At 65.7% G+C, this 21573-nt stretch carries 29 protein-coding genes; 15 read left to right on the forward strand and 14 right to left on the reverse strand.

All coding sequences use genetic code 11. The features are described 5' to 3' along the window. The first annotated feature begins 122 nt into the window (after positions 1–122). The 5 genes from ATE67_RS07610 to ATE67_RS21350 all read left to right on the forward strand — a co-directional run bounded on the left by ATE67_RS07610 (position 123) and on the right by ATE67_RS21350 (position 3450). On the forward strand, positions 123–686 hold the full coding sequence (locus ATE67_RS07610; RefSeq protein ID WP_058816414.1) for a copper chaperone PCu(A)C: 564 nt from the start codon (positions 123–125) through the stop codon (positions 684–686). Then, a complete protein-coding gene (locus ATE67_RS07615) occupies positions 687–1187 on the forward strand; it encodes a hypothetical protein (protein WP_058816121.1) in 501 nt (166 codons plus the stop codon). It begins immediately after the preceding gene. A gap of 12 nt (positions 1188–1199) precedes the next feature. Further along, positions 1200–1643 carry a PH domain-containing protein gene (locus ATE67_RS07620; protein WP_058816122.1) on the forward strand — a complete coding sequence of 148 codons (444 nt, stop codon included), beginning with the start codon at positions 1200–1202 and terminating at the stop codon, positions 1641–1643. Between the two features lie 52 nt (positions 1644–1695). Beyond that, complete coding sequence (locus ATE67_RS07625) at positions 1696–3072, forward strand: DNA recombination protein RmuC (RefSeq protein WP_058816123.1); 1377 nt, start codon at positions 1696–1698, stop codon at positions 3070–3072. A gap of 213 nt (positions 3073–3285) precedes the next feature. Beyond that, positions 3286–3450, forward strand: coding sequence for a hypothetical protein (locus ATE67_RS21350; protein ID WP_156416945.1), 165 nt, complete (start codon positions 3286–3288; stop codon positions 3448–3450). A gap of 76 nt (positions 3451–3526) precedes the next feature. On the opposite strand, the gene ATE67_RS07630 is transcribed toward ATE67_RS21350, so the two are convergent. The 8 genes from ATE67_RS07630 to ATE67_RS07665 form a co-directional block, all read right to left on the reverse strand. Further along, positions 3527–4228 carry an META domain-containing protein gene (locus ATE67_RS07630; protein ID WP_058816124.1) on the reverse strand — a complete coding sequence of 234 codons (702 nt, stop codon included), beginning with the start codon at positions 4226–4228 and terminating at the stop codon, positions 3527–3529. A gap of 154 nt (positions 4229–4382) precedes the next feature. Then, complete coding sequence (locus ATE67_RS07635) at positions 4383–5192, reverse strand: TrmH family RNA methyltransferase (RefSeq protein ID WP_058816125.1); 810 nt, start codon at positions 5190–5192, stop codon at positions 4383–4385. Between the two features lie 4 nt (positions 5193–5196). Beyond that, positions 5197–5478, reverse strand: a complete 282-nt coding sequence (locus tag ATE67_RS07640; protein ID WP_058816126.1) for an HPr family phosphocarrier protein — start codon at positions 5476–5478, stop codon at positions 5197–5199. Next, a complete protein-coding gene (locus ATE67_RS07645) occupies positions 5475–5879 on the reverse strand; it encodes a PTS sugar transporter subunit IIA (protein WP_058816415.1) in 405 nt (134 codons plus the stop codon). The genes ATE67_RS07640 and ATE67_RS07645 overlap by 4 nt, the downstream gene beginning before the upstream one ends. Positions 5880–5917: 38 nt before the next feature. Then, positions 5918–6859, reverse strand: coding sequence for an RNase adapter RapZ (gene rapZ / locus ATE67_RS07650; RefSeq protein ID WP_058816127.1), 942 nt, complete (start codon positions 6857–6859; stop codon positions 5918–5920). Continuing rightward, positions 6856–7302 (reverse strand): HPr kinase/phosphorylase, encoded by a 447-nt coding sequence (locus tag ATE67_RS07655; protein ID WP_058816128.1) that lies wholly within the window; start codon positions 7300–7302, stop codon positions 6856–6858. The genes rapZ and ATE67_RS07655 overlap by 4 nt, the downstream gene beginning before the upstream one ends. Positions 7303–7359: 57 nt before the next feature. Continuing rightward, a complete protein-coding gene (locus ATE67_RS07660) occupies positions 7360–8967 on the reverse strand; it encodes a sensor histidine kinase (RefSeq protein WP_058816129.1) in 1608 nt (535 codons plus the stop codon). Beyond that, positions 8957–9667, reverse strand: coding sequence for a response regulator transcription factor (locus ATE67_RS07665; protein WP_058816130.1), 711 nt, complete (start codon positions 9665–9667; stop codon positions 8957–8959). Before ATE67_RS07665 ends, ATE67_RS07660 begins: the two co-directional genes overlap by 11 nt. A gap of 248 nt (positions 9668–9915) precedes the next feature. On the opposite strand from ATE67_RS07665, the gene ATE67_RS07670 reads away from it, so the two are divergent. The 3 genes from ATE67_RS07670 to ATE67_RS07680 all read left to right on the forward strand — a co-directional run bounded on the left by ATE67_RS07670 (position 9916) and on the right by ATE67_RS07680 (position 12470). Beyond that, positions 9916–11517: a phosphoenolpyruvate carboxykinase gene (locus ATE67_RS07670; protein ID WP_058816131.1), complete on the forward strand. Its 1602-nt coding sequence runs from the start codon at positions 9916–9918 to the stop codon at positions 11515–11517. A 48-nt stretch (positions 11518–11565) separates the two neighbouring features. After that, the gene (locus ATE67_RS07675) at positions 11566–12012 is read left to right on the forward strand and encodes a hypothetical protein (RefSeq protein WP_058816132.1); all 447 of its coding nucleotides are present in this window, start codon (positions 11566–11568) and stop codon (positions 12010–12012) included. 113 nt (positions 12013–12125) lie between these two features. Then, positions 12126–12470: a GIY-YIG nuclease family protein gene (locus ATE67_RS07680; RefSeq protein ID WP_058816133.1), complete on the forward strand. Its 345-nt coding sequence runs from the start codon at positions 12126–12128 to the stop codon at positions 12468–12470. A 27-nt stretch (positions 12471–12497) separates the two neighbouring features. Here the strand turns inward: ATE67_RS07680 and ATE67_RS07685 are convergent, their stop codons facing one another. Both ATE67_RS07685 and ATE67_RS07690 read right to left on the reverse strand, forming a co-directional pair. After that, positions 12498–14345, reverse strand: coding sequence for a DUF885 domain-containing protein (locus ATE67_RS07685; protein WP_058816134.1), 1848 nt, complete (start codon positions 14343–14345; stop codon positions 12498–12500). A 138-nt stretch (positions 14346–14483) separates the two neighbouring features. Further along, on the reverse strand, positions 14484–14897 hold the full coding sequence (locus tag ATE67_RS07690) for a DUF3597 domain-containing protein (RefSeq protein ID WP_058816135.1): 414 nt from the start codon (positions 14895–14897) through the stop codon (positions 14484–14486). A 177-nt stretch (positions 14898–15074) separates the two neighbouring features. Here ATE67_RS07690 and ATE67_RS07695 point away from each other — a divergent pair, with 177 nt between their 5' ends. Next, complete coding sequence (locus tag ATE67_RS07695) at positions 15075–15686, forward strand: DUF937 domain-containing protein (RefSeq protein WP_058816136.1); 612 nt, start codon at positions 15075–15077, stop codon at positions 15684–15686. Between the two features lie 213 nt (positions 15687–15899). Here ATE67_RS07695 and ATE67_RS07700 read toward each other — a convergent pair whose 3' ends face one another. The 3 genes from ATE67_RS07700 to rplU form a co-directional block, all read right to left on the reverse strand. Continuing rightward, positions 15900–16496 carry a GNAT family N-acetyltransferase gene (locus ATE67_RS07700; protein ID WP_058816137.1) on the reverse strand — a complete coding sequence of 199 codons (597 nt, stop codon included), beginning with the start codon at positions 16494–16496 and terminating at the stop codon, positions 15900–15902. Between the two features lie 250 nt (positions 16497–16746). Continuing rightward, positions 16747–17016: a 50S ribosomal protein L27 gene (gene rpmA, locus ATE67_RS07705; protein ID WP_058455005.1), complete on the reverse strand. Its 270-nt coding sequence runs from the start codon at positions 17014–17016 to the stop codon at positions 16747–16749. A 47-nt stretch (positions 17017–17063) separates the two neighbouring features. Continuing rightward, positions 17064–17549 (reverse strand): 50S ribosomal protein L21, encoded by a 486-nt coding sequence (gene rplU / locus ATE67_RS07710; RefSeq protein WP_058816138.1) that lies wholly within the window; start codon positions 17547–17549, stop codon positions 17064–17066. Between the two features lie 225 nt (positions 17550–17774). Here rplU and ATE67_RS07715 point away from each other — a divergent pair, with 225 nt between their 5' ends. Then, positions 17775–18305, forward strand: coding sequence for a hypothetical protein (locus ATE67_RS07715; protein ID WP_231728080.1), 531 nt, complete (start codon positions 17775–17777; stop codon positions 18303–18305). A 133-nt stretch (positions 18306–18438) separates the two neighbouring features. On the opposite strand, the gene pspF is transcribed toward ATE67_RS07715, so the two are convergent. Then, on the reverse strand, positions 18439–19470 hold the full coding sequence (gene pspF / locus ATE67_RS07720; RefSeq protein WP_058816139.1) for a phage shock protein operon transcriptional activator: 1032 nt from the start codon (positions 19468–19470) through the stop codon (positions 18439–18441). A 176-nt stretch (positions 19471–19646) separates the two neighbouring features. On the opposite strand from pspF, the gene ATE67_RS21355 reads away from it, so the two are divergent. The 5 genes from ATE67_RS21355 to ATE67_RS07740 all read left to right on the forward strand — a co-directional run bounded on the left by ATE67_RS21355 (position 19647) and on the right by ATE67_RS07740 (position 21559). Continuing rightward, entirely contained in the window at positions 19647–19787 is a 141-nt protein-coding gene (locus tag ATE67_RS21355) for a hypothetical protein (RefSeq protein WP_156416946.1), read from the forward strand. Positions 19788–19872: 85 nt separating this feature from the next. Continuing rightward, on the forward strand, positions 19873–20535 hold the full coding sequence (pspA, locus tag ATE67_RS07725; protein ID WP_058816140.1) for a phage shock protein PspA: 663 nt from the start codon (positions 19873–19875) through the stop codon (positions 20533–20535). Between the two features lie 12 nt (positions 20536–20547). Continuing rightward, on the forward strand, positions 20548–20829 hold the full coding sequence (gene pspB / locus ATE67_RS07730) for an envelope stress response membrane protein PspB (protein WP_058455010.1): 282 nt from the start codon (positions 20548–20550) through the stop codon (positions 20827–20829). Between the two features lie 2 nt (positions 20830–20831). Next, on the forward strand, positions 20832–21212 hold the full coding sequence (gene pspC, locus ATE67_RS07735) for an envelope stress response membrane protein PspC (RefSeq protein ID WP_054731198.1): 381 nt from the start codon (positions 20832–20834) through the stop codon (positions 21210–21212). A gap of 47 nt (positions 21213–21259) precedes the next feature. Then, the gene (locus tag ATE67_RS07740) at positions 21260–21559 is read left to right on the forward strand and encodes a hypothetical protein (RefSeq protein WP_058816141.1); all 300 of its coding nucleotides are present in this window, start codon (positions 21260–21262) and stop codon (positions 21557–21559) included. The last annotated feature ends 14 nt before the right edge of the window (positions 21560–21573 follow it).

Here is a 21573-nt window from a genome sequence, read left to right on the forward strand (position 1 = left end):
TAATCAGGCACGCCGTCCATGGGTTTGATGGGCGCGATATAGGTGCGCTTTGCCTTGGCACAAGGGTTTTGACCGCCTATCTGGAATCCGAAAATTTCGCGCTTTTACGGAGTCATCCCGAAATGAAACCCTTCGCTCCCCGTCTCTTTCTTGGCACCGCACTTGTCGCCACCGCGCTGACCCTGACCGCGTGCGAGCAGAATCTGGGCAAGGGCCAGCCGCTGAACGTCGTCGGCGGCTATATCCAGATGGCCGCCACCCCCGACCGTCCGGCGGTCGGCTATTTCACCGTCCAGGGCGGTCCGCGCGACGTCCAGCTGATGGCCGTCACCTCCGATCTCGCGCAGCGCGTCGAAATGCACGAGAGCGTCAAGGAAAATGGCGTGGTGACGATGAAGCCGCTGGTCAGCGCCGACGTCCCCGCAAAGGGCAAGCTGCAATTCAAGCAGGGCGGCAAGCATCTGATGATCTGGAACATCAACGGCGCCGCGGTGCGCGCGGGCAAGCTGCCGATGCAATTCGTCTTCACCAACAACAACAACGAGCGCATCCTGTTCGACCTGCCGATCAAGCCCGCCCCGGGCGGCGAGGCGGCCGCGACCGGCGAAACGGCAATGGATCACAGCAAGATGGATCATGGTGCGATGGACGCCGAAAAGGCGCCGGCGGACGCGGCCAAGAAATAAGTGCCGCGCCCGTCGCGACCCCTGACGAAAGGCGAGATCGCGCTCGCGCAAAGCGTCTTCGGCGACGCCATCGACTATGCGCGGGTGCGCGTGCGCCACTATAAATGGATCTTCTTCCAGCCGCGCCGCATCGTCATGGCGCCGATGGGCGACCTGCATTTCCATCCCAGGGGCGGCGTCTATTGCGACGATTTTTCCTCCCCGGCCGGTGTGCGCGAGGATGAATGGAAGGCCAAGGGGCTGTTCCTTCACGAAATGACGCACGTCTGGCAGGCGCAGCAGCGCGGACGTTGGTATCTGGTGCTCATGCGGCACCCGTTCGCGACCTATGACTACAGCCTCAAACCCGGCTGGCCGCTCCACCGCTACGGACTGGAACAGCAGGCGGAGATCGTGCGGCACTATTGGCTGCTGACGCAGGGCGCGACGATCGGCGGCGCGCCCGATGTGGCATCCTACCGGGCAATCCTGCCCGCGTCGTGGAAGGCATCCGGTTCCTGAGGAGAGACAGACATGCCCGAAGTTCTCGACCGCTTTCGTTCCTCGACCTGGGGCTGGCTGCGCGGCACGCTCCTCGGCTGGCTGACGCTGCTGCTCTGCCTCGTCGGGGTCGGGTTCCTGATCATCCTCGTTCAGTGGATCCGCAACCTCGGCGTCACGTACGAGCTGACCGAGGACCGCCTGATCCTGCGCAAGGGCATATTCGTCAAAAGCATCGACGAGATCGAGCTTTACCGCGTCAAGGACGTCCGCATGGACTTCACCCTTGTCAACCAGTGGGCAGGGATCGGCACCATCAGCATCGATTCGTCCGACGAGACGACGCGCGCGGGCGCGCTCGTCATCCCGCATATCGAGCGGGCGGCGGAACGGCGCGAGGAACTGCGTCGGCTGGTCGACGCCGCGCGGCAGAAGCGCCGCGTGCGCGAACTCGACGTATCGAGCGAAATGCTCTGATCTGGCAATTACCGGCTAGCCAGAAGGGTGGTGTTCGATCTATGTTCCGTGCATGGATGTCACCGCGCTCGCTATCGCCTTCGTCGCCCTCGGTCTCGGCGGCCTGATCGGCTGGCTGTTCGCCGGACGGCAGGCGGGGGCGCTGAAGGCCGAGCGTGATGGATTGTCCGAGCGTTTCAAGGCGGCGGTGACCGATCTTGCGGCCGAGGCCGAGGCGCGCAAGGCGGCGGACCTCAAACTCTCGGCGCTGCTTGCCGAACAGCGCGCCCGCGACGAGGCGCACGAGGCGCAGATCGCCCAGCTCCGCGACGCGCAGACGGCGCTCACGGCGCAGTTCCGCGAAGTCGGGCAGGCGATGCTCGGTGAGGCGCAAAAAGCCTTCCTCGAACGCGCCGAGCAGCGTTTCAAGCAGAGCGAGGAGACGGCGGGACAGAATCTCAAAGCCTTGCTGTCCCCGGTCCACGAGCGGCTGCAGAAATATGAGGAAGCCGTCGGCAAGGTCGAGGCCGAGCGCCGCGACGCCTTCGGACTGCTCCACGGCCAGATCGCGGCGATGCGCGAAGGCACCGAGCGCGTGTCGAGCGAAGCCGCAAAGCTCGTCAACGCGCTCCGCAACGCCCCCAAGGCGCGCGGCCGCTGGGGCGAGCAGCAGCTGCGCAATGTCCTCGAAAGCTGCGGGCTCAGCGAGCATGCCGATTTCCAGACCGAGGTCAGCGTCGCCGATGGCGACGGCGGACGCCTCCGTCCCGACGTCGTCGTCAAGGTGCCGGGCGGACAGAGCCTCGTTATCGACGCCAAGGTGTCGCTCAACGCCTATCAGGATGCGTTCGGCGCGGTCGACGAGAATGAAAAGGCGGTGCATCTCGCCGCGCACGCCGCGGCGATGAAGGCGCATGTCAACACGCTCGGCGCCAAATCCTACTGGAACCAGTTCGACGACACCCCCGATTTCGTCGTGATGTTCGTCCCCGGCGAGCATTTTCTTGCCGCCGCGCTCGATCAGGATCACGAGCTCTGGGACTATGCGTTCGAGCGCAAGGTGCTGCTCGCGACCCCGACCAACCTCATCGCGATCGCGCGCACCGTTGCGGCGGTGTGGCGGCAGGAAAAGCTCGCCGGGCAGGCGCGCGAGATCGCCGCGCTCGGCAAGGAACTCTATGCGCGCATGTCGGTGATGGGATCGCACATCGCGCGCGTCGGCAAGAATCTCGACCAGGCGACCGGCGCTTACAATGCCTTCGTTGGTAGCTTCGAATCTCAGGTTCTCACCCAAGCCCGGCGGTTTGAAAGCTTAGACATTGAAACCGGCGATAAGGCCATTGCGCCGTTGCCGGCCTCCGAGCAGAATGCCCGACCGATTACTAGAATATCGACAGCCGAACATCTTGATGAGCTGCCGAATTCGAACTTGGCCAGACTGTCAAAGTGATAGAGAGGAGACTCGATATGGACCCTTGATGCTTGAACAGAAGCAGACGAGTGTCGTGACGGTGATGTAGAGATTCCCTTAGAAGATCTGAATATCCTCCAAAGAGACTGCGAGCTGAGCGTAGCGAAGAGGTTTTTGGAAGCCCTATTTATATTCCTGCTGAACAATAAACGCGGCACTTCTGGTCTAGCCCTCCATTCAAGGAGAACGGCTATGTCGATGCTTCAGAAATATTGCGCTGAAACTGAGCCCGGTATCTGGCAGTGGTTCATTGCCACGCCGGAGGGGCGGTGGATCGCGGTATCTGCACGCAAGTTTCCGAGTCTGTCGGAAGCGAAGCAAGCATTGAAAAGCTTTCTGCGGTTGTTGAAACCGTAAGCTGAAATCCGCAACATCTGGCCAAGGGGGGCAGGCGAAATTCGTCTGCCCCTTTTCAGTTGGATCGCGTGAACGACTAGATCGCGCGCTTCAGCAGCGCCGTCTTGCCGTCGGCGCCGTTCAGGATCAGCGTGCCGTCGTTAGGGAAGGCGAGGCTCACCGGACCGCGCATCAGCGCGAAGAAGGCGCTCTCCTGCGTCATGCCCGCACCGGGGCAGGCCATCTTGGTCGCCATCAGTGGTCCTGCGGTCAGCGTGCTGCCCTCGACCCTGTAGCTGCCCGAGAAGCGGTTGCACCCCGCGCTACCGCTCAACCGCTCGCCGTCGAACTGCAGCGACGTCGGCCGCTCGCCCGCGACTGCAACACCGCCGATCGACACGAAGGTCCAGCTCGTTCCCGCAAGTTCGCTGGGCGGCAGCACCCCGCCGCCGCAGCCCTTCACCGTCTTGCCGTCGGCGGTGACCGTCACCGTGTCGCGATAGCGGCGATCGCTCATCCCGTCGCTGCATGTCGCATGCGTGACGTCGACCGTCAGTCGATCGGTGACATAGCGCTCGCCGTTGAACGAAGGCCGCGCTCCGGGATTGGGCACCGCGATCTTCGTCTCGCCGTAATCGCCGTTGTAGTTGAGCCGCTCGGGGGTGATCTCCAGCGTCCAGCCGGGCTCGGTGCCGAGCGCGAAATAGGCGGCGGGCTTCGGACCCTGCGGCGGCTGGGCGGCCGGGACGCAGGCGGCCAACGATAGGCCGACGGCAAGAAGCGGAAGCAACTTGGACACGGGAGCTCTCCTTGAAGTCCGTTCGCGTCGAGCGAAGTCGAGACGGCCATCGTCAGCGCGCGTCCTCACGGCATCTCGACTTCGCTCGATGCGAACGGGTATCGGATAGTAGCACAAGGGTGGCGCGCCGCTGAACGGAAAGCGTGTTCGCCGTTCAGCTTCGCCGCTGGTTCAGCACCTCATAGGCCATCACCGACGCCGCGACCGCGGCGTTCAGGCTGTCCGCCTTGCCCATCATCGGCATCTTCACGCGCAGGTCGGCCGCCGCGGCATAGGCTTCGGGCATTCCCTGCGATTCATTGCCGATCAGGATGAAGGTCGGCGCGGCGTAACGCACCGCCTGATAGTCCTGCGTATCGTCGCCGAGCCAGGTCGCGACCAGTTCGCCGGGGCCGCTGCGCAGCCAGGGCAGGAATTCGTCCCAGCGCGCCTGCACCAGTTTCTGCGTGAAGATCGCCCCCATGCTCGCGCGCACCGCCTCGACCGCATAGGGATCGGTGCTCTCGTCGAGCAGGATCAGCCCGCCCGCGCCGACCGCGTCGCCGGTGCGCAGCATCGTGCCGAGATTGCCCGGATCGCGCAGTCGTTCGGCGACGAGCCAGATCGGCGCGGCAGTGCGGTCGAGATCGGCGAGCGCGGTCTTGGGCTCGGCGTAGATGCCGACGATCGTCTGCGCATTGTCCTTGCCCGACAGTTTCGACAGGATCGCGGGCGTCGTGTCGATGACCTCGCCGCCGCTCGCCAGCGTTGCCTCGACCAGCGCCTGCGCCAGCGGATGCGCGGCGCCTTCCTCGGCCAGGAACAGCCAGTGCGGCAGCACGCCCGCCTCGCGCGCCTCGGTCGCGATGCGCAGCCCCTCGGCCAGGAACAGCCCCTCGGCGCGGCGGTGCCGCTTTTCGCGCAGCAGGCGTATCCGCTTGATCAGCGGGTTGGAAAAGCTTTCGATGCGGCTGCGGCGAGCCATGGCGTCAATCCTCGCCGAAGCTGTCCTTGACCAGCCCGACGAGCTTCAGCAGCGCGGCGTCGGCGCCGTCGCCCTTCGTGTGGATCGTGATGCTGTCGCCCTTTGCGGCGCCCAGCATCATCAGCCCCATGATCGAGGTGCCATTGACGCGCGATCCGCCCTTTTCGACCTCGACCGACACCGTCTCGGGCAGGCGGCTGACGAAGGTCACGAACTTGGCGCTCGCGCGGGCGTGGAGCCCGCGCTGGTTGGTGATCTCGACCGTCTCGCTGACTTCGCCGCTCATGGTCCCACTCCCAGCATCTCCGATGCGACGGAGATATATTTCTGGCCCGCTTCCTTGGCCGCGATCACCGCGGCGCGCAGGTCCATCGCCTTGCGGGCGCTTTCCAGCCGGATCAGCATCGGCAGGTTGACGCCCGCGATCACCTCGGTGCGCCCGCTTTCGAGCAGGCTGATCGCCAGGTTCGAGGGGGTGCCGCCAAACAGGTCGGTCAGCATGATCACGCCGCGGCCCTCGTCGACCTTGCGGATCGCGTCGGCGATTTCCTTGCGGCGCATTTCCATATTGTCGTTGGGACCGATGCACACGGTCGCGATCGCGCGCTGCGGGCCGACGACATGCTCCATCGCGCGCACCATCTCTTCGGCAAGGCGGCCGTGGGTGACGAGGACCATTCCCAGCAGCGGCAGAGCTTTATCGACACCCATGAAATCGCAGACCCTTATGCTTTGCCGGCGCCGGCGGGAGATGCGGGCGGGGGTCTGCCCTCAAGCCCATCTTGCGGCGCGGAGTCAAGATTGCGATGGGTCAGAACTGGCTCATAACCGGACGCACGTAGCGTTTGAGCAACACGGTCGGCGACATGGACCGACCGGTGACGCCCGCCGGTGCAGCCGAAGGCGATGGTGACATAGCTCTTTCCCTCGGCGCGATAACGGGGAAGCAGGGTCAGGATCAGCATCTCGATCTGCGCGACGCTGTCTTCGTAAGCGGGGTCGGCCATGACATAGGCGGCGACATCCGCGTCCAGCCCGGTGCCGGGCTTCAGCTTCGGGTCCCAGTGCGGATTGCGCAGATACCGCATGTCGAACACCAGATCGGCGTTGCGCGGCAGCCCGCGCGCGAAGCCGAAGCTCAGCACGTTGAGCACCGGTTCGTCGTCGCCGGTATCACCGAAGCGCTGGCGGACCTCCTGCTGCAGGTCGTTGCTGCTGTAATTGGTCGTGTCGATGACCTGCTCGGCCCAGCGGCGGAGCGGCTCCATCATTTCGCGCTCGCGGGCGATGCCGTCGGCGGCGGGACGGTCCTCGGCCATCGGATGACGGCGGCGCGTCTCGGAAAAGCGGCGCTCGAGCTCGGCGCCCGCGCAGTCGAGGAACAAAGTCTGGATGTCGCGGTCGCCGGCGTCGCGCAGCTCCTTGATCCGCTTGACGAGCAACGCCGGGCGGAAACCGCGGCTGCGGCTGTCGATGCCGACCGCGATCGGCCGCGCGGCCTCGCTGCGCTTCGCCGGCGCGTCGATCAGCGCTTCGAGCAGCGCGAGCGGCAGATTGTCGACGACCTCCCAGCCGAGGTCTTCGAGGACTTTCAGCACGGTCGATTTGCCCGCGCCCGACAGGCCCGTGACGAGCAGCAGGCGCTGGTCGGCCGGCGCGGCGCTCATCTTTCGGGCGCCAGCCGTTCGAGCGCGAGGAGGATCTTGATCGGCGCCGAGGCTTCGAACGCCGAAAGCAGCAGCGCGGGGAGCGGGTGACCGGCGACCATCTCGACCTGGTTGACCGTCGGCATGCGGTCATAGCGGTCGGTCAGCCGCACCGCGAGCGCGAGCGGAACCGGCGCGGCCCACGGCTTTTCGATGATGCCGATGCCGCGCACTTCGATCTTGCCGGCGAGTTCTTCGGGCGGGCGGCACCACAGCCGGTCGCGGTCGTACCAGATGTCGCAGCGATCGTCGGCGACCAGCCGCGCGCCGCGGTCGATCAGCCGGAGCGCAAGGTCCGATTTCCCCTGACCCGAATTGCCCAGAATCAGGACGCCGCCGCTGCCCGCCGCGACACAGCTGGCATGGATGTTGACGATCTCGGGCTTGGTCCTGCTCGGGAACATGGACGGCAGGCTTACCGGCGATGCTGCGGCGCCGCAAGGACGATAGCTCAGCCGCTATCAGGCAGTTTCGTCCGATCCTTCGCGCGCGGGCAGCGTGATCAGGAAGCTCGCGCCGGGCCGCCCGTCGTCGCGGTCGCGGGCGGAGATGGTGCCGGCATGGCCCTCGATGATCGTGCGTGCGATCGCAAGGCCCAGGCCGCTGTGCCGCCCGAAGGCTTCCCCCGACGGCCGTTCGCTATGGAATCGGCGGAAAATGGCCTCGCGCTGTTCGGGATCGATGCCGGGGCCGTCGTCGTCGATCCGGATATGGACCTCGTCGCCCAGCCGCGTTGCGGAGATGCAGACGAGTCCGCCCGCGGGCGAGAAACTGATCGCATTGTCGATGATATTGTCGATCGCGCGTTCCAGCCGGTGCCCGTCGCCCATCACCATCGTCGTGTCCTTGCGCGGCCGCGCGAAGGCGAGGCGCGGGGAGGGCTGGCCCTGTTCCGCCCGCGCGGCGCGGCCCGCCAGCATCGATTCGATCATCATCCCGACATCGACGGGTTCGAAATGGGTGCGCGACAATTGCGCGTCGACGCGGCTCGCCTCGCTGATGTCGCTGACCAGCCGGTCGAGCCGGCGGACGTCCTCGTCGGCGATGGTGAGCAATTGCGCGCGCTGCTCTTCGGTCGTGACGCGGCCGAGTCCCTCGATCGCCGATCGCACCGATGCGATCGGGTTCTTGAGCTCGTGCGTCACGTCGGCTGCGAAATGCTCGCCGGCGTCGATGCGTTCGCGCAGGGCCTGCGTCATGTCGCTGAGCGCGCGGGCGAGCGTGCCGATCTCGTCGCGGCGGCTCGGCAGGCGCGGGACGACCACCTCGCGGGCGCGGCCGAGGCGCACGCGCACCGCGGCGCGTGCGAGACGGCGCAAAGGACGGACGATGGTCCGCGCCAGGAAGAGCGAGAGCAGCACCGAGGCGAGCAGCACCATCGACACGACGACGGCGAGGCGGAAGCGCTCGGCGCGCACCGTCTTGGTGATGTCGCGCGCGTTCAGCGTCATCAGCATGACTTCGGGGGCGTCGAGGTCGACGACGCGGGTGGCGCTGAGCAATGGCGTGCGCTCGGGGGCGTAGCGGAAGCGCGTCGTGCCCTCGCCGCTCTTCATCGTCTCGGCGACTTCGGGCCAGGACTGGCCGCGGTCGACGTCCGGCTCGCGGAAATCGGGATAGGAGGGCGCACCGACGATCCAGTCGATGCCGCGGTCCATCGCGCGGGCGGCGTCGCGTTTCCATGGTTGCAGATCGGGATCGCGCAGCGTGTAGGTCGCGGGGCCGGTCTTGAAGCTGTCGGCGAGCAGCCGCCCGTCGGCCGCATAGAAGCGCAGGCGCGATTCGGTCGCGCGCGTGAAATCGTCGATCAGATGCTGGCGCCGGTCGGCGCGCGCGGACTCCAGCGCCTCGTCGAGCCGCGCCATCTGGTGCTCCATCACGTCGATACGCGTATCGACGAGGCGGCTGCGATAGGTGTCGAGATAGAAGAAGCCGCCGCCGAGCAGGATGATCGCGAGGATATTGACCGCCAAGATGCGCGTCGTCAGCGACCAGCGCGCCGACCAGACGAGCGGCGCCTCTTCCTGCTCGGCGGCGCTTCCTTCGGGTTTGAGCGCGTCAGCCGTCATCGGAGAAGCGGTAGCCCGCCCCATAGAGAGTCGCGATCGCGTCGAACTCCGGATCGGCCTCGCGGAACTTGCGGCGCAGGCGCTTGATGTGGCTGTCGATCGTGCGGTCGTCGATATAGACGTCGTCCTGATAGGCGGCATCCATCAGCTGGTTGCGGCTTCGCACGATGCCGGGGCGGCTTGCCAGCGTTTCCAGGATCAGGAATTCGGTGACCGTCAGCGTCACGTCCTTGCCGTCCCAGCTGACCTTGTGGCGCGCCGGGTCCATCGTCAGCCGGCCGCGGCTGATCGGGTCGGCGACGGGCTCGTCATCCGCGCTCGGCGCGGCGCGGTTGAGTTCGACGCGGCGCAGGATGGCGCGGATGCGCGCGATGACCAGGCGCTGGGAGAAAGGCTTGGCGATATAATCGTCGGCGCCCATCGCCAGGCCCAGCGCCTCGTCGATCTCGTCGTCCTTGCTGGTCAGAAAGATGACCGGCAGCTGGCTTTTCTCGCGCAGGCGGCGCAGCAGTTCGAGCCCGTCCATGCGCGGCATCTTGACGTCGAACACCGCAAGGTCGGGCGGATTGTCGATCAGCGGCTTCAGCGCCGCCTCGCCGTCCGAATAGACGCGCGTCACGAACCCCTCGGCCTGCAGCGCGATGGACAGGGATTGCAGGATATTGCGGTCGTCGTCGACCAGCGCGATGGTTGCCGTCATGCTCTTTCCGTTGGGCCGACCCGCACAGCGGACTAGCCGATCCGGCGCCCAGCGACAACCGCGCACGGCTCGCCCGTCATTTACCCTTTAATATTTTGACCTCGCGCGCCATCCTCGCTAACGCGACCGGGATTTCGGAATCGACGTCCCGTCGGCACCCCATGTTCATGCGGGCCCAGCGCCTTCGCATGACGCGCGTTGCATACCTATGCAAGGATGCGGGCGGGACAGAGGAAAGGCGAAGGCAAATGACGAAGGTTCTGCTCGGCGATGTGACCGTCGATACGAAGGCGGAGGTCGCCGAAAACCTTGGCACGTCCGCCCTGATCGAGGATGCCATTCGGAACGGCGAAGGCCTGCTCGCCAAGGATGGCCCGCTGGTCGTCCAGACCGGCAAGCACACCGGGCGCAGCGCCAAGGACAAGTTCATCGTCCAGGATGACCAGACGCGCGACACCATCTGGTGGGGCAAGACCAACGTCCCGATGACGCCCGACCATTTTGCCGCGCTCAAGGCCGATTTCCTCGCGCACCTCGCCGAGCGTCCGCGCCTCTATCGCCAGCAGCTGTTCGGCGGCTCGCAGCCCGAGCATCGCGTCGGCGTGCAGGTCGTCACCGAATTCGCCTGGCACAGCCAGTTCATCCGCACGCTGCTCTGCCGCCCGACCGCGGCGGAGCTCGCGGCGTTCGCGGCCGAATATACGATCATCGACCTGCCGAGCTTCCGCGCCGATCCGGCGAAGCACGGCACGCGCACCGAAACGGTGATCGCGGTCAATTTCAGCGAAAAGCTGATCCTGATCGGCGGCACGCAATATGCGGGCGAGATGAAGAAGTCGGTCTTCGGCATCCTCAACTATCTGCTTCCCGTGAAGGGCGTCATGCCGATGCATTGTTCGGCGAATATCGGCGCCAATGGCGACACAGCGGTCTTCTTCGGCCTCAGCGGCACCGGCAAGACCACCTTGTCGGCCGACGCCTCGCGCACGCTGATCGGCGACGACGAGCATGGCTGGTCGGACACCGCGGTCTTCAATTTCGAGGGCGGGTGCTACGCCAAGATGATCCGCCTCTCGCCCGAGGCGGAGCCCGAGATTTTCGCGACCACCAAGCGCTTCGGCACCGTGCTCGAAAATGTCGTGATGGACCCCGAAACGCGCGAACTCGACTTCGACGATGCGACGCTGGCCGAGAACAGCCGCGGTTCGTACCCGATCGACTTCATTCCGAACACGTCGGAACAGAATATGGGGCCGGTGCCGACCAACATCATTATGCTCACCGCCGACGCCTATGGCGTGCTGCCCCCGATCGCGAAGCTGACCCCCGACCAGGCGATGTATCACTTCCTGTCGGGCTACACCGCGCGCGTCGCCGGCACCGAGATCGGCGTGACCGAACCCGAGGCGACCTTCTCGACCTGCTTCGGCGCGCCCTTCATGCCGCGCCACCCGTCGGTCTATGGCAATTTGCTCAAGGAGCGCATCGCCAAGGGCGGCGTCCAATGCTGGCTCGTCAACACCGGCTGGACCGGCGGCATGGCGACGATGGACGGCATCAAGCGCATGCCGATCAAGGCCACGCGCGCGCTGCTCAACGCCGCGCTCGACGGCAGCCTCAACGACGCCGAATTCCGCAAGGACCCGAACTTCGGCTTCCTGGTGCCGGTGGCGGTCCCGGGCGTCGACAGCGCGCTGCTCGACCCGCGCGAAGCGTGGGCCGACAAGGCCGCCTATGACCGCACCGCGCAAACGCTGGTCGGCCAGTTCATCGACAATTTCGCGCAATTTGCGGAGCATGTCGACGAGGGCGTCCGCCAAGCCGCGCCGCAGGCGGCCGTCGCAGCATAATTGACCCGGATCGCTTCCGGGTGCTCACTCACCCGGAAGGACCGGACAATGACTACCGACTACTCACCGCGCCTGTTCGAGCGCGATTCCGATATCCGCGCGATCGGCGAAGGCCTGCTCGCGCGCACGCTGCCGCGCGAGGCATGGACGCACGAGGCGCATCTCGGCGCGTGCCTGTGGCTCGTCAGCGAGCGCCCCGACATCGACATCGACGCCGAGATCGCGACGATCATCAGCCGCTACAACGAGAGCGTCGGCGGCGTGAACGACGACACGCAGGGCTATCACGACAGCATCACGCGCGCCTATGTCGCGGGCGTGCGGCTCTTCCTTTCCGAAACCGCCGAGACCGGGCTGTCGGCCCGCGTCAACGCCATGCTGCGCTCGGACGTCGGCCGTCGCGACTGGCCGCTGCGCTTCTACAGCCGCGAGTTGCTGTTCTCGGTTCCGGCGCGGCGCGGGTTCGTGGAGCCCGATCTGATGCCTTTGCCGTAACGGCGGAGGCGGATATCCGATCAAGTCGGCGATGACGAGAGTTTGGAGCAAAACGGACCATTTCCCGTCACCCCGGGCTTGACCCGGGGTCCGCCTTTTCTTCATCTCCGCCAATGGAAAAGCTGCCGTGCGTCTATATCCTTGCGCGCTCGTCGCACGGCACCTTCTATACCGGCGTCACGTCGAACCTCGTTCAGCGCATATACCAACATCGGACAGAGGCCTTCGAAAGCTTCACCAAGGACTATGGCATCAAGCGCCTCGTCTGGTTCGAGATGCACGCGACGATGGACACGGCGATCCTGCGCGAGAAGCGGGTCAAGCGATGGCTGAGGCCGTGGAAATATGACCTGATCAACGCGATGAATCCGACATGGCGCGATCTGGCGGAGGACTTCGGTTTCGATCCGCTGCCATTGGCACAACGGAAGGCGGACCCCGGGTCAAGCCCGGGGTGACGATGACAGTGAGCGGGGGCCTGAGTTCTAACCCTTCCCCCCCGCGATATATTCGTCGACATTCTTCGCGAGCACGTCGAGCGGGACGTTGCCGCCCTTGACCACCGTGTCGTCGAAGTCGCGGAGGTCGTATTTCGCCCCCAGCGCCGCCTGCGCCAGCCCGCGCTGGCGGACGATTTCGCTGTGTCCGACCTTGTAACCGCACGCCTGGCCGACCCAGCTGCAATAGCGGTCGATCTCGCTCGCGACCTCCAGCGGGTTCGAGCCATTCTCCTTGACGAAGAAGTCGACGCCCTGCTCGCGCGTCCAGCGCTTGGCGTGGATGCCGGTGTCGACCACCAGGCGGCAGGCGCGGAACGCCAGCGACTGGAGATAGCCCAGACGCCCGACCTCGAAATCGTCGTACAGGCCAAGCTCGTCGGCGAGCTGCTCGGCATAGAGCGCCCACCCTTCCGAATAGGCGTTGAACGCCAGCATCGTGCGGATCAGCGGCATCGAATGCGCATATTCGCCCTGCCACGCATGGCCGGGAATCGCTTCGTGCATCGTCAAATCGGGCAGCGAATATTTGCTGTGCAACTCGGTCGTGCGCAGGTTGATCCAGAAGCGTCCGGGAATGCTGCCGTCGATCGATCCCGCGCCGCCATAGGCCGCGGGCGCGCCGGGTTCCTCGGCGAGCGGCAGACGCTTCACCTCGACATTGCCCTTCACCAAAGTGCGGAAGGCACGCGGCAACTGCGCCCGGATCTTGCCGAGCCAGGTCTGGATATAGGCGACGATCTCGGCGCGGCCCTGATCATTGTCGGGGAATTTGAAGCGCGGGTCCTTCGCCAGCTCGTTCATCCGGTCGCCGACCGAGCCATTGGTGTAGCCGAGCTTGCGCAGGATCGGGTCCATCCGCCCGTGCAGGTCGGCAAGCTGTTCGCGGCCCATCGCATGCACCTCGTCGGGGGTCATGCGCGTCGTCGTCGAGGCGCGGAGTGCCCAGGCGTAGAATTCGTCGCCATGCGGCCGCGCCCACATGCCCGCGTCCATCGTCGCCTTGGGCCGCTGCGCCTTCAGCTCGGCGAGCTGGCGTTCGAGCGCCGCCGCGACCGGCCCCTGCACGATCTTCGACGAGCGCGCGTTCCAGTCGCCGCCGATCTTCGCCTCGCCGGTACGGCGGACGAGGCTTTCGACCATCGATCCGCCGGCCTTCGCGTCGGCAACGGTCGCTTCGAGCTGCTTGACCGCCTTGTCGATCAGAAAGGCCGGGGCGATCAGGCCCAGGCCGCCTGCGGCCTTGAGGCGTTCGGTCTCGCCGTCTAGGACGCCGGGAAAGGCGTTGAGGCGCGACAGATAGGCCTCGGCATCGGCGGCGTTCTTGACCGGATGATCGCTGTCGAGGAATTTCGGGACGTCGAGATAGGCGCCGACATTCTGGATCACGACATAGGGCGTGTTGCGCCAGCCGCCGACCGCGACGTCGCCATAGGGCAGCGCAAAGCCGTCGATCGCGACGCTGTACGCGCTGTCGACGACCGCCAGGCTGGTGCGCGTCGCATAGTCGAGCCCGTCGGTCTTGAATGCGCGGATGCGCGCGACGTCGGCCTTCAGCGTATTGGCAACCGCCGCCTGGCCTGCCGCCGAGCGGTCGCCGAGCTGGGCGCGCATCGCGGCGCGGTCGCCCGTGTCGATGCCCAGTCCGGTCGCGCTCTCGGGCGACAGTTTGAGCAGATTGTCCGCGATGGAGTCGAGCAGCGTGCCGGCGGGTGATTTCGCCGACGTGGCGGCTGCGACGGTTTCGGCGGCCGCCGGCGCGGCGATGGCGATGCCCGCGGCGCCGGCGCCGAGCGTGGCGAGCGTCTGGCGGCGGCTGACGGGGGTGGAAAGCATATTGGACACGGGGGCGGCTCCCTTGCGCGACTTTGTTTCGGTTGAAACCTGTCTAGGCACGCCGACGCGCCGGTCAACGAAAAGGGGCCGGGAAAGCCCACGCCTTCCCGACCCCCGTCGAAAATTATCGACCGTCCATCAGTCGGTCAGGTCGGCGGGCACCTTGCCGCCGTTCGCCGCGAGTTCGCGCATCACCGCCTTGTGCAGCCAGATGTTCATTTCGGCGCTGCCGTCGAGCGCGCCGGTATAGCCGAGCTCGGTCGCCAGCTCCTTGCGGTTGGCGAGGCTCGAGTCGATGTCGAGCAGCTTCATCAGGTCGACAATCGAGGTGCGCCAGTTGAGCTTCTGGCCGGCGTTGGCGGCTTCTGCCGACAGGATCGCCTCGACATCGACGTCGCTGATCGGTGCAGGGGTCGCCGCCGCGGTGGCCATCGCGCTGGTCGCGGCGTCGAGGGCCGCGCCGATGGGGCTCGGCGCCGCAGGCGCCGCGGGTTCGGCGGCAACCGCCTTCTTGCCGAAAATCGCGTCCTTGATCTTGCCGAAAATGCTCATGATTCTGCTCCCACTAGATGCGCGGCCCGTGCCCGAAAGAGCGAGTCGCCGGGCCGCAGGATGGACCTAGGCATTTGAGAATGACAGTGAAATGAACCGCTCGTGCTCCGCCCTTCGGGCGCGTAGGATGATGTGCATCGGCATGTTTCGATCTCGTGCCGCAGCGGGAGACCTTTCATGAATCTGACCGACATATTGGCGCAGGCCGGCGGCATCGAATCCATGGCGAAGGAGCTGGGGGTGCCGCCCGCAATCGCGAAGCAGGGCGCCGAAGCATTGCTGCCCGCGATCCTCGGCGGGTTCAAGAAACAGGCGCAGGGCGGCGGCGGCATCGAGGGGTTGGGCGGTCTGCTCGGCCAGCTCGGCGGCGGCGGGCTGCTCGACTCGGTGCTCGGATCGCAGCCGACGCCGGTCGATCAAGGCAATGACGTGCTTGGTCAGATTTTCGGGTCGAAGGAAGTCAGCCGCGACGTCGCCGGCCACGCCGCCGCTCAGACCGGGCTCGATTCGGGGCTGCTCAAGAAGATGCTGCCGATCCTCGCGATGATGGTTGCGGGCTATATGGCAAAACAGGGCAGCGAGAGCGGCGGCGGTTTGGGCGACCTGATCGGCGGCGCCTTGGGCGGCAGCGATACGAGCGGCGGGCTCGGCGGAATGCTCGGCAGCGTGCTCGCAGGCAGCGGGGGCAGTGCCGGTGGTCTGGGCGGCCTCGGCAAGATGCTCGACCTCGACGGCGACGGCAATCCGCTCGACGACATTATCGGGATGGCGGGGAAGCTGCGGGGGTAGCCTGCCAAGGATCGTCCGCTAGCGACCGGAAGGCGACATCTCTTTCATCGTCACCCTGAACTTGTTTCAGGGTCCATGGTCCGTCGCCTCGTTCAACGCAGCGGCCGATTAGAGCGCAGCCCATGGATGCTGAAACAAGTTCAGCATGACGGCTTTTGAACGTCCGCTTCCCACCTCAAAGTCGCCTTTCACCATTTCGGATAAGGCGTCTCTTCAAGCCGCCATCAGGCGCAGTTCTTGGCGGAAATCATCGTCACCCCCGATGCGGCCGCGCATTGGAGTGACGGCATCGCTGCCGTCCCCTTCGCCTTCCTCGAACAGCGCGCACGCCGCTTCGCCGCCGCGGGCGAGGCTGTAGCGTTGCGCGACCTTGCCGGTCGGTCGAAAGCCCAGCTTGCGCAGCACCGCGCCCGACGCCGGATTGTCGAGGAAATGGCCTGCCGACAGCTTGGGCAGGTTCATCGCGCGCGCAATGCGAAGCAGCTGCCGCCCGGCTTCGGTCGCGAAGCCGAGACCCCAATAGGGCCGCGCGATCCAATAACCCATTTCCAGATCGCCTTCCGGGCTGGGCGAAATGCCGCAGCCGCCGACGAGGCGCGGGGCGCCGCCGGTGCGGGCGAAGATCAGGAAGCGCGGCTGGTCGGGATCGACGGGCAGGCTCAGGAACTTCTGCGCCTCTTCCTCGCCATAGGGCCAGGGCGCGGTCGCCAGATTGCGGACGACCGCCTCTTCGCCGATCGCACGGGCAAGGGCGGGAGCATCTTCCTGCCAGCCGGGCCGCAGCAACAGTCTTTCGGTACGCGCGAACATGTCTTTTACTCCCAGTGCCTGTCGCCCTGGCGCCGGATGGTGACGCTTTGACGACATTCGATACGGAGGGAGATGGATGGCCCTGTTTTCGTGCCTGAAATTCCTGGCTCAATTCCGGCTTCGGATTTCGGGCAAGAAAAAAAGGGAGTCCGGGGGTGACCCGTCTCCCTCGTTTCGAACTTCGTTCCCGCGTCAGCGGAAAGGACAGCTCCGGGTCATCCCTTGATGGGCGACCCGTGCAAGATCGCCCTTATTCGGCGGCTTCCGCCATGGCGTCGACCGACACATATTTGCGGCCGAGCTTGCCATCGTGGAATCGGACGCGGCCGTCGGCGGTGGCGAACAGGGTGTGATCCTTGCCCATGCCGACGTTGACGCCCGCGTACACCTTGGTGCCGCGCTGGCGCACGATGATGTTGCCGCCGATCACTTCCTGACCGCCGAACTTCTTCACGCCAAGGCGCTTGGCCTGCGAGTCGCGACCGTTGCGCGACGAACCGCCTGCTTTCTTATGTGCCATGACCTAACTCCTTATCTCGTTCGGGGAACCGAGCTGCGTTACCGCGCTCAGGCTTCCTTCTTGGGGGCCGCCTTCTTGGCAGCGGGCTTCTTTTCGGCGGCAGCTTCGGCCTTGGGCGCAGCGGCCTTCTTCGGTGCAGCAGCCTTCTTCTCGGCAGCCGGTGCAGCGGCGGCTTCAGCAGCCGGAGCGGCTTCGGCCTTCGGCGCGGCTTCCTTCTTCGGCGCGGCCTTCTTGGCTTCGCCGACGGCGAGGATGCGCAGCAGCGTCAGCGACTGGCGGTGGCCGTTGCGGCGACGATAGTTGTGCCGGCGGCGCTTCTTGAAGACGATGACCTTTTCGCCGCGGGTCTGCGCGATGATCTCGGCCGAGACGGTGAGGCCCTTGGCGTCCTTCACCTCGCCGCCGTCGCCGGCCAGCAGGACGTCGCCCAGCGACACGGTGTCGCCGGCTTCACCCTCGATCTTCTCGACGGCGATCTTGTCTCCAGCGGCGACGCGATACTGCTTGCCGCCCGTGCGCACGATTGCGAACATGGTCTTCCATCCAATCAGAAACTAGAACACCCGCGCTGCCAGACACCCGCCGAAGCAGGCGAATTTTCCGGCAAGCGGGAAAGTCAGCGCCACTAGCGTTCAATCCCTGAGCTGTCAACCGCATATTTCCGTGCTTTTTAAGGAAAAAGCCCTGCTGACGGCGCGGTGTGGCCAACCCGCCGATTCGGCGCTTGCTGCGATGCGCAGGCGCTCATATCAGAGGTCATGATGACGCGCACGCTGTTCCTGGCCGGTTTTTCCGTCGCCCTTTCGCTGTCGCTTTCGGCCTGCGCCGCGGCGCAGGGCAGCGGCGCAGCCGCGCCTTCGCTCGCCAAACGGCCGGTCGAGGGCCGATTCGACGTCGCGCCGCCGACCGTTGCGGTCACCCCGCCCGGGCCGCTGCCGACCGATCTGGCGGGTCGGCTCCAGCGCTGGGACGCCGACGCGCTCGCCGCGCAGCAGGCCTTCGCCGCCGAGCGCGGCAACACCGCCTCGCTCGTCTCGGCGGCGGCCGGATCGCCGGTATCGAGCGAGCGCTGGGTCGTCGCGCAGCAGGCGATCTCGCGCCTGATCGCGGCGCGCGCGCCGCTGACCAATGCGCTCGCCGACATCGACCGGCTCTATCTCGAACGCAGCATCGACGAGGCGGTCGACGGACTGCCCGACATCTATGCGCTACGCGAAAAGATTTCGGATACGGCGTCGGCGCAGGATGCGATCATCCAAGCGCTGAGCGACCAGCTGCCGGGCGAGTAAGCTCACCGCATAGTCCCATCGTCACCCTGAACTTGTTTCAGGGTCCATGGTCCGCGGTTTCCTTCGGCGCAGCGTTTGATGACAGCTCCGTCCATGGATGCTGAAACAAGTTCAGCATGACGAGAGCGTGGGACTATTGATTCAGTCCATGCTTTTTCAGCGCATGGCGAATCTGGTCGTAGCTGAGGCCCAGTGCTTCGGCCGCGACCTTCTGGTTGAAGCGGCAACGCGCCATCGTATCGGACAATATCTGCTTCTCATAGGCGTCGACCGCGGCGCGCAGGTCGCTGACCGTACCGGACGGCGGTGCGTGCGCCGCGGGCGCCGCGTCGTTCGCTGTGGCCGGCGCGGCGCTTTCGGCTTTCGCAGCGCCCTTGCGCGCTGCGGGCTGCCAAGGGCTCGCGAAGGGATCGAAGCTCAGCGCGTCGACCGGTCGCTCGGGGTCGGCCCAGCGATAGATGGCGCGCTCGATGACGTTGCGCAGCTCGCGGACATTGCCTGGCCAGTCGTGGCCTTCCATCGCCGCCAGCGCGCGCGGGCCGAAGCCAGGCCATTCGTCCCAGCCGAGCACCGCGGCCATGCGCTGCCCGAAATAGGTGGCCAGCACCTCGATATCGCCTTCGCGCGCGCGCAAGGGGGGCAGGGTGATGACCTCGAACGACAGCCGGTCCAGCAGGTCGGCGCGAAAGCGGTTGTCGTCGACCAGCGCGGGCAGATGCTCGTTGGTCGCCGCGACGATGCGGACGTCGACCCGGATCGGGCGCGACGAGCCGACGCGCGTCACCTCGCCATATTCGACCGCGCGCAGCAGCCGCTCCTGCGCCCCCATCGACATCGTCGCCAGCTCGTCGAGGAACAGCGTGCCGCCGTCGGCCTCTTCGAAGCGTCCGGCGCGCGTCTTGGTCGCGCCGGTAAAGGCGCCCGCCTCATGCCCGAACAGCTCGCTCTCGATCAGCGTCTCGGGCATCGCGGCGCAGTTCATGATCACATAGGGGCGGTCCCAGCGCGACGACAGGCGATGGAGGCGCTCGGCGATCAGTTCCTTGCCCGTCCCGCGCTCGCCGATGACGAGCACGGGGCGGTCGAGCGCCGCCGCCTGGCTGGCGCGATCGACCGCGTCCTGAAAGGCCGCCGACTGACCGATGAACTGGGTTTCGCGCTCCATTCCCAATCATTGGCAAAAATTCCCGCTGATTGGCAAGTCAAATCGGGCGGGACGGCGATTTGCGAGGGACGTTTGGCGGTTTTCCGCCGCCCGGCGCAATTGGCACGCCTCCTGCAATACTATTTGCGAACCGGCGCAGGACGCTCCGGTGCAGCGAGACAAGGAAGGTAGAACCCATGAAGACGATGTTTGCCCAAGCCGCCACTTTCGCGCTGAGCGCGGTCGGAGCGCTGGCCATCTTCGTCGGCGTGATCGACCAGCCGCAAGCCCTTTACGGCAGCGCTGCAGCAACCCCGGCGGTCAGCCAATTGGCCTGACCGACACACTGGTGCCGGGGCACTCTCCCCCTTGCCCCGCCCCGGCACCAGCATTTTAGGACCAAGTTTCGACAGGAGTTTCAAAATGGGTATTTTCTCACGAACCCGCGACATCATCGCCGCCAACGTCACCGACCTGCTCGACCGCGCGGAAGATCCCGAAAAGATGATCCGCCAGATCATCTTCGAGATGAACGAAACGCTCGTCGAAGTCCGCGCTTCCGCCGCCCGCACCATCGCGGACCAGAAGGAAATGCGCCGCCACATCGCCAAGCTCGAAAGCCTGCAGGACAGCTGGAAGGAAAAGGCCGAACTCGCGCTGTCGAAGGACCGCGAAGACCTCGCCACCGCCGCGCTCGTCGAAAAGCAGAAGGCCGGCGACATGGCCGAAAAGCTGAAGGCCGAGATCGCCGTCCTCGACGATGCGCTGAAGGGCTATGAGGCCGATATCGCCAAGCTGCAGAAAAAGCTGAGCGAGGCCCGCGCCCGCCAGTCGAGCGTCGTCAACCGCCTCGAAAGCGCCGAGAACCGCTACAAGCTGCGCGAGATGACCAACGGCGACCGCGTCGAGGACGCCTTCTCGCGCTTCGAAATCCTCGAACGCCGCGTGGACGAGGCCGAAGGCCGTGCCGATGCGCTGGGTCTTGGCTACAAAAAGTCGCTCGACGAGGAAATCGCCGAGTTGCAGGCGGCCGACAAGGTCGCCGACGAACTTGCCGCCCTCAAGGCAGCCCAGGCCAAGAAGTAAGGAGCCGGACCGATGGAAGAAGTGATCATTGTCCCGATCGTCATCGGCACGCTCTTCCTCGGTCTGCCCTGGCTGATCCTCCACTACATCACGAAGTGGAAGCAGGCCAAGACGCTGACCGGAGAGGACGAGCAGCTGCTCGACGAATTATACGACACGGCGCGCCGGCTCGAAAACCGCCTGCACACCGTCGAACGCATCATCAGCGCCGACCATCCCGATTTCCGCCCCTCGGTGCGGAGCGATGAGGAGCTGGCGCAACTCGAAAACAACAGCACGAGCCGGAGGAACTGAAGATGTCTGCCAGCCGCACCAAATTCTACCTCGACAAGCAGAACGCCAAATGGAGCGGCGTGTGCGCCGGGATCGCGGACTATAGCGGGATCGACGTCCTCTGGGTTCGCGTCGGCGCGGTCCTCCTTACCCTGATGGGCGGCTTCCCCTGGACGCTGATCGCCTATTGGATGGTCGCCTGGATGGGAACGCCGAAGCCCTTCGCGCTCTATGGCTCGAACGAGGAAGCGAAGTTCTGGCAGGGCGTGCGCTCGAACCCCAGCGCTTCGACCCGCGACATCCGCTCGCGCTTTCGCGACATCGACCGCCGGCTCGCCGACATCGAGCTCTATTACACCAGCCACAACCGCCGCCTCGCCGACGAGATCGACGCGCTCCGCTGAACGGAGCGCCCCAGGACTTCGGGCGTCAGGCAACAGGGAGACGCAATATGAATTTCGGTGGTCCCACCTTCGTCCTCGCCATCATCGCGCTGTCGATCGGCGGCTGGATGTTCACCACCTGGATCCGCGCCAAGCACGGCTATCCCATTGAGAACGAATGGGGCGGCACGGTTCATCGAACCGACGTCGACGCTGATCGAAAAATCGCTCTGCTCTCGGACGAAAATGCGAAGCTCGTGGGCCAGATCGGCCGGCTCGAGGAACGCATCTCGGTGCTCGAACGCATCGCGACCGAAGAGGGCGGCCGGGCCGCGCAGCTCGCCGACCAGATCGACCGGCTGCGCTGAGAGGATAGAAGACC

This window comes from Sphingopyxis sp. H050, from assembly GCF_001468265.1.
In the GTDB taxonomy this organism is placed as follows: Bacteria; Pseudomonadota; Alphaproteobacteria; order Sphingomonadales; family Sphingomonadaceae; genus Sphingopyxis.